Genomic DNA, 7,389 nt, shown 5'->3' with positions numbered 1-7,389 from the left:
ACTTGTTCGTAAGTCATCAGTTTTTCCTCTCAATCACCTCACTATTGCCCTTATTGGGGACTTTTGCAAGAGGTCTATTGAGGTCTTAATGTTGCCGGTCAACAACTTACCCAGTGAGATGGACACTTGAACCTCATCCATCAATAGTTGCCGCAAATCCTGAATTTGTGCATCAACGAACGGATGCTGTAATGTGCAGATAAAATCGAACTCTTGCCCAAGTCTCAGCACTCGCCCCGGAACAGTTTTGAATTTACCTAACAACAGGCCGTAGCGCACATACGGATAAATTCTGCGAATACGATTGGCCTTCTCTGAATAAACGATGACATCGTGCGTTGTGACATGATTGTACTTCACCTCTACGACTATTCGGGGCACAATAGAGGTATGTGCCTCATTCACTTTCTCATAAATTAAGATGTCTTGCTCGAAACCTTTTCCTTTGCCTCGAATTGGCTCCCCTGTATCTATATCAACGCCCATCTGAACGGCTCCACGCTCATCTACCGACAAGTCGTAGAGCAAGCTCATTTTCCTTGCTACGTGAGCAGACGTGAGATTGAGGGATAAACGATCTACTAATGCCTCAGTAAAAATATCTTCTTCGCTCATAAAGTAATTGTACCTTTAAAATGCTTAGCGCGTTCTGTTGCAGGCGCGACGGCACCACTTATAATTGTATCGCGGTTGCGGTACAATACTTTATATAGTCTAAAAGTACCGCATATCGATGATGTATCTCAACCCCTTCTTGCTCCCCATAAGAATCTCCTTTCCTCGATTTAGTTAGCCGCACGATTCGACTCAATTACTTAAGCCGTCGCACTGAAAAAAGCTATCTTTATTATAGTAGTGAAAAGTCAACTTGATGGGTGAAATAGAGTCGAGATAACACTGGGTCGATCGGAAAAATTGAGACATTCATCAGAACTTACTCCCGTGGGGTGTCCCGCCCCTCCAAAAAGGGCGGGCGGGACACCCCACAAACTTGTGTAAGTTATTTAATTATCATTCCTAATTCTGTCGGCGACAACAATTTGTATGTATGTTTTTTGGATTGATAGCTCAACAGCATATCCAAGGCAGATAACGCAGATCAACGCAGATATTTTAAGGATAATTTGCAATTTTTGCAATCTTGTCTTATAACGTAGTTAACACAAGAGGATTGTCTTATGATTCAGACAAAAACTAAACTAACATTGGCAGAATTCCTGCAAAATTACCCAGATGGATCTGGTATCTACGAACTTGTAAATGGGGAGATTGTCAAAGTGGAAGCAACCAGAGCTCATAAAAATGTGGCACGATTTCTTGTTAAGTCTTTCGACAGAGAAAGCGAGCGCTTGGGGCTTGACTATATCGTTGACAAAGATATAGTTTTGAGAACTGTAACAGCTTCAGGACAAGAACAAGGCAGAAATCCTGATGTTGGCGTGGTTAAGGCATCAGTATGGAACAGCAATGTACGTGGCGACGGAGCCCTTACCGAACCTATCCAATTAGCAGTAGAAGTTACCTCAACTAACTGGGAAGACGACTATGTGGATAAACTAGATGAGTATCAAAGGCTCGGCATTTATGAGTATTGGATTGTGGATTATTTAGCGATCGCTTCTAGGGCTTATCTAGGAAATCCCAAAATTCCCACAGTTTTCGTTTACAATTTGGAAAAGGGCAGTTATGTAGTTCAAAGTTTTACAGGTAATGATCGCATTATCTCTAAAAGTTTTCCCGAACTAGAAATCACAGTCGAGCAACTTGTACTCAGCAGCTAAATTCAAAATATTTAGAGAAACGAGATGAGATTACACCAAGAAAATTTATCTTGGAAAGAATGTTTTTATGCCTCCCTTCCATTACTCTTTACTATTTTCCCCCTTCTCAAAAACAGGCAAGATGCCTGTTCCAAAAATACTAGATTGGACTGTGGTGTGGGCATCTTGCCCGCCCGTAAGTTACTCCCTACTTTTGGCTTTCCTGTTGCTATTTCCCTCGAAAACCTTCGCCCAAATCATTCCCGATAATACCCTGGGCCCGGAAAGTTCCCGCACAGTTCCCGATACTATCAACAACATACCCTCATATAGAATCACTGGCGGTGCAACTCGCGGCGTTAACCTATTTCACAGCTTGCGCGAATTTAACATCCGTGAAGGGCGGGGAGCTTATTTTGAAAATCCCAGGGGAATTACCAACATATTCACCCGCGTTACTGGCGGAAACCCTTCTAATATTTTAGGAACTCTGGGAGTTTTAGGAAACGGTAACTTATTTTTAATTAACCCAAAAGGAATTATATTCGGCCCGAATGCGCGGTTAGATTTGCGCGGTTCGTTTATCGGTTCAACCGCTGACAGTATTGTGTTTAATAACGGCTTTGAATTCAGCAGCACCCATCCACAAACATTCCCCCTGTTAACAGTAAATATTCCCGTTGGTTTAAGATTTAGAGATAATCCCGGTGCAATTGTCAATCAATCGACGGCTATAGGAAAGGTAAATCTCCCAGCCTCTGCTGTGCCAATCCCAATTAGCGATCGGGTTGGTTTAGGAGTAGAACCAGGTCAAACTTTAGCACTGATTGGCGGCGATATCCAACTTCAAGGTGGCAATTTAACCGCCAGCGGCGGACAAATTTTACTCGGTAGCGCCGCGAGTCCCGGTTTAGTTAATTTTGTAATAACAGCGGAGGAAAAGGGAAATTTAACTTTAAATTATGACAATATTCAGAACTTTGGCAATATTCAAATATCCGATGGCTCACTGATTAACACCAGCGGAATTGGTGGTGGCAGAGTAGAGTTAAAAGGTGGAAATGTCGCCCTCAGCGGTGCGCGAATTTATGCGCTAACACTGGGAAATATTGATGGTAGAGGTATCGATATCAGCGCTCAAAAGTTGCGGGTAGAAAACGGGACGCAATTTTCTACCCTGACTCTAGGAGATGGTGCAGGAGGGGATATTAACTTCGTGGCTGCTGATTCAGTAGAAATGAGCGGGCTGGGAGTTGAGGGCTATCAACAGGTTGCAATTAAATATTTGGTATCGGGAACTACAGACCCGTTTGACCCGCTATTTGTGCTGTTGAATGCTAGTGCTGGCGCTGGTTCGGGGGGCGATATTACGATCGACACCGGCCGCCTGCTATTCAACAATGGCGTAGTAGGTAGCGGCATCACTTTTGGTGGTGGAAATGGCGGCAATTTAATCATTCGCGCCAATACTTTTGAGATGGTGGGTTCTGGAATTAACAACGGGACAGCTAAAGAAAGTAGTGGTGCGGGAGGAAGCATTAGTGTTGATGTCGCCCGATTAATTATGGGCGACGGTTCTCTTCTAGGTACCACAAGCTACAGCAGCGGCCCGTCGGGGAATATCAACATTAAAGCTGCTGAATCGGTAGAATTGTCTAACACCGGCCCGCGAACAGTTGTATCAACTGGAATCAGCACGCTGAGTATCGGTTCTAACGGAAGGGCGGGGAATATTAACGTTGATACGAAGCGGTTGACTCTTTCTGGAGGTTCTGCTTTTACTTTAGGAACGGGTGTTTTAGTTGGCAGGTTTTTGTTTTCTCAGGAGGGGGGGCCGGCAGGAAATTTAACAGTTAGGGCTACTGAATCCGTAGAAATTTCAGGTATTTCCCAAATTTTGACCAGCGGAATTCAGAATGCTAGCGCGCTGACTTCTGGAACTTTGAGCTCTAGTCGGGGTGGGGATATTCGGATTGATACGCCAAGCCTGACTGTGCGGGATGGGGGGATAGTTTCTACGAGTTCTTTGGGCTCTGGAGATGTGGGGAATATTACTATTAATGCCGATCGCATTTCAGTCAGCGGCAGCGGAAATAACGGTTTGTTTGTCAGTACAATTGATGCTTCGGTGGGCAAGACATTCGGTACTAATCCCAATGCTACGGCAAATGCCGGTTCGTTGAATCTGAATGCCGATCGACTAATTGTCAGAGATGGAGCTACAGTGACGGTGCAGGCTACGGGAACCGGACGCGCTGGTAATATTAATGTTGTCGCAAATTCGATCGCTCTTGATAACAAAGCGATGATTGACGGCACGACTGTATCCGGTACTGGAGCAAATATTAACCTGCAAGCGCGAGATATCCAATTGCGCCGCAACAGCCGAATTACCACCGATGCAGGCACTTCTGACGGCGGCAATATCAACATCAACAGCAACATTCTTCTCGCCCTCCCGCAAGAAAACAGCGACATTACAGCCAACGCCCGCACAGCAGGCGGCGGCCGCGTCAATATCAATGTCCCCAATGTCTTTGGTTTTACAGCAGCGAGTCGCGAACAAGTCAGAAACAAGTTGGGGATCAGTGACGCCGAATTTGCAGCGTTGCAAGTAAGTCCTACTTCTTTAATTCCTAGCAGCGACATCGCTGCAATTTCCCAAAGTGGCGGCGCGGCTTTACAAGGGGCGGTAACATTTAGTTCTGTTGGAGTGAATCCCGTTCAAGGTTTAGTGGAACTGCCCCAAAATGTGGTGAATCCGGCTGCCTTAATTGCTGCAAATCCCTGCATCCAAGGGGCCGAGAACGAGTTTACTGTGACGGGGCGGGGGGGATTGCCACCAAGCCCTCACGAGGTTCTCAGCAGCGCAGAAGAACCGTTGCCGTGGGTGGAACCAGCGGTAGGTGGAAGTCAGCACCTAGAAGGTCAAACAACATCCATACAAGTTCGACCAACAGAAATTATGCCCGCTCAAGGTTGGGTAATGGACGATCGAGGACAAGTAACGCTGGTAGCCTATAATTCTGGTGGTGGTGCATCTATTCGCAGTCCGAAATCGACGGGTGTTTGCGTACCTCGATAGGTACTCTTCAGGTTTTAGCTAATCCCTCGCTATTTTTATAAAATTAAATTAACCCGATTTAAAAGATGCAGTTCCAATCTTCTGCCCTATTTTTTGCATTCTTACTGCTATTTCCTGTCGCGGCGATCGCTCAAATCATCCCCGATAATAGCTTGGGTGCAGAAAGTTCGCGTACAGTTCCCGACAGGATTAATAACTTACCCTCGGACAGAATAGAAGGCGGGGCAACTCGCGGAGTAAATTTATTTCACAGTTTACGCGAATTTAACATCCGTGAAGGGCGGGGAGCCTATTTTGCCAATCCCAGCGGAATCACTAACATATTCACCCGCGTTACGGGTGGCAATCCTTCTAATATTTTAGGAACTCTGGGAGTTTTGGGAAACGGTAACTTGTTTTTACTTAACCCCAAAGGAATTGTCTTTGGTCCCAATGCGCGGTTAGATTTACGTGGTTCATTTTTAGCAAGTTCTGCTGATAGCGTAATTTTCGATAATGGCTATCAATTCAGCAGCAGCAATCCCCACTCATTACCACTATTAAATGTCAATATACCTATCGGTTTAAATTTTCGAGAAAATCCCGGAAAAATCATTAACTCTTCAGCAGCACCAGCCTTGGCTTTACCACAATTACCTCCGGGAATCCCGCCGATTTTCAATAACATTGGTGCTTCAGTTGGGCCCGGACAAACTCTCGCCCTAGTGGGCGGAGATATTGAATTAAATCAGGGAACACTGACTGCCTCAACGGGACAAATCTTGCTCGGTAGCGTCGCTAGTCCGGGGATTGTTAGATTTGGGGCAACGCCATTGGGATTAAGTTTAAACTATGACAAGATTTCCAACTTTGGTAATATTGAAATGACCAACGGCTCACTGATCAACACCAGTGGAATCGGTGGCGGCAAAGTTGATATTAGAGGTGGAAATGTCAGTCTCAATAATGGGCGAATTTATGCACTGACTTTGGGCAATATCGACGGCATGGGCATCGACATTAACGCCCAAAATTTTCGAGTCCAAGGTGGGGCGCAAATATCCACTCTGACAGCAGGAAGTGGTGCGGGAGGAGCTGTCAATATCCGCGCTACCGATTCAGTAGAACTGATCGGGATTGGATTTGAGAGCTTTCAAAACTTTGTCAAAAATTATACAATCTCTGGACGAATCAACCCTTTTGACCCACAGATTCTGCTGGAAACTAGCACTGCTGGCATGGGAGATGCGGGAAACATCTTAATCGATACCGGACAACTGCTGATCAACAATGGAACCGTATCGGGTAGCGCTACATTAGGTGTTGGCAACGCCGGAAATATGACCCTGCGTGCCAGGGTTTTCGATCTGGTCGGTTCAGGGATCAACACCGGCACACTCGCGGGGAGTACGGGTACGGGAGGAAATATCAGCTTTGAGGGAGAACGTTTTATCGTACGCGATGGCAGTGCGATCATCAGCACCACTCGCAGTGAAGCACCCTCGGGGAATATCAACATTAAAGCTTCGGAATCAGTAGAAGTGCTGCGAACTCCTCCTCGAAGTCCCGTCGCAACCTTGATTGGTGCAACCGCAATCAGCATTAATGGGAAAGCCGGAGACATTTATATCGACACGAAGCGGTTGAGGATTTCAGACGGAGGCGGAATTAGTTTATCTAGCGGATCGGTTGTGGGCAACCAACCGTTGAATACAACTGGGGGGCCCGGAGGTAATTTAACAATTAAAGCTACTGAGTCAGTCAGACTAGAGGGTATTTCTGGAGTTTTGGCGAATGGCAGTCGGAATCCTAGTTTCATCTCCGCTGATACCAACTCTGCTGCTCGGGGAGGGAGTATGAACATTTCTACACCTTTAGTAATTCTCCGGGATGGAGGACTTATTTCTACTGCATCTTTAGGCAAAGGAGATGCCGGAAGCATCACAATAAATGCGGGACGTGTAGAAATTATTGGTAATGGCGGTCAAGGTGAATTTAACAGTCAAATTCAGACTTCCGTTGGGATTGCCTCTCGTGTTAGAAATCCCAATGCTACGGCTAACGGAGGTTCGTTGAATCTGAATGTTGGGGAATTGATTCTTCGCAATGGGGGAACTCTCAATCTGCAAGCATTGGGTGCAGCACGGGCTGGTAATATTAACGTGAAAGCAGACTCAATTTCCCTTGACAATCAAAGCAGCATTGACGGTAGAACTGAATCTGGCGCTGGAGCCAATATTAACCTAGAAGCACGAGATATCCAGTTGCGCCGAGGCAGCAGAATTACCACTGATGCAAGTATTTCTGAAGGCGGCAACATCAACATTAAAAGCGATATTCTGGTGACTCTCCCCAACGAAAATAGCGATATTACGGCTAATGCGCGATCGGCTCAAGGTGGTCGGGTTAATATTAATGTCCCCAATGTTTTCGGGTTTACCTCAGTCAGTCGCGAACAGGTGCGAGCGAGTTTGGGAGTAACAGATGGTCAATTTGCAGCGTTGCAAGTAAGTCCGACTTCTCTAATTCCTACCAGCGATATTGCGGCGATTTCCCAAAGTAGCG

4 protein-coding genes are annotated in these 7,389 nt (G+C 45.9%); 3 read left to right on the top strand and 1 reads right to left on the bottom strand.

Annotated features, from left to right (window positions below; all coding sequences use genetic code 11):
- Positions 1–33 precede the first annotated feature (33 nt).
- Positions 34–615 carry a hypothetical protein gene (locus QUA10_RS28375; RefSeq protein WP_333084872.1) on the bottom strand — a complete coding sequence of 194 codons (582 nt, stop codon included), beginning with the start codon at positions 613–615 and terminating at the stop codon, positions 34–36.
- A gap of 563 nt (positions 616–1,178) precedes the next feature.
- Here QUA10_RS28375 and QUA10_RS28370 point away from each other — a divergent pair.
- The 3 genes from QUA10_RS28370 to QUA10_RS28360 all read left to right on the top strand — a co-directional run.
- On the top strand, positions 1,179–1,781 hold the full coding sequence (locus QUA10_RS28370; RefSeq protein WP_333084871.1) for a Uma2 family endonuclease: 603 nt from the start codon (positions 1,179–1,181) through the stop codon (positions 1,779–1,781).
- A 121-nt stretch (positions 1,782–1,902) separates the two neighbouring features.
- Positions 1,903–4,845 (top strand): two-partner secretion domain-containing protein, encoded by a 2,943-nt coding sequence (locus QUA10_RS28365; RefSeq protein ID WP_333084870.1) that lies wholly within the window; start codon positions 1,903–1,905, stop codon positions 4,843–4,845.
- 65 nt (positions 4,846–4,910) lie between these two features.
- The coding region (locus tag QUA10_RS28360; protein ID WP_333086462.1) for a two-partner secretion domain-containing protein at positions 4,911–7,389 on the top strand (2,479 nt) is incomplete at its 3' end.

It is taken from the genome of Microcoleus sp. Pol8_D6 (assembly GCF_036700965.1).
Classification (GTDB): Bacteria; Cyanobacteriota; Cyanobacteriia; order Cyanobacteriales; family Microcoleaceae; genus Microcoleus.
The sequence above is the reverse complement of the archived record's forward strand: the minus strand, read 5'-3'. Positions and strand labels throughout refer to the sequence as shown.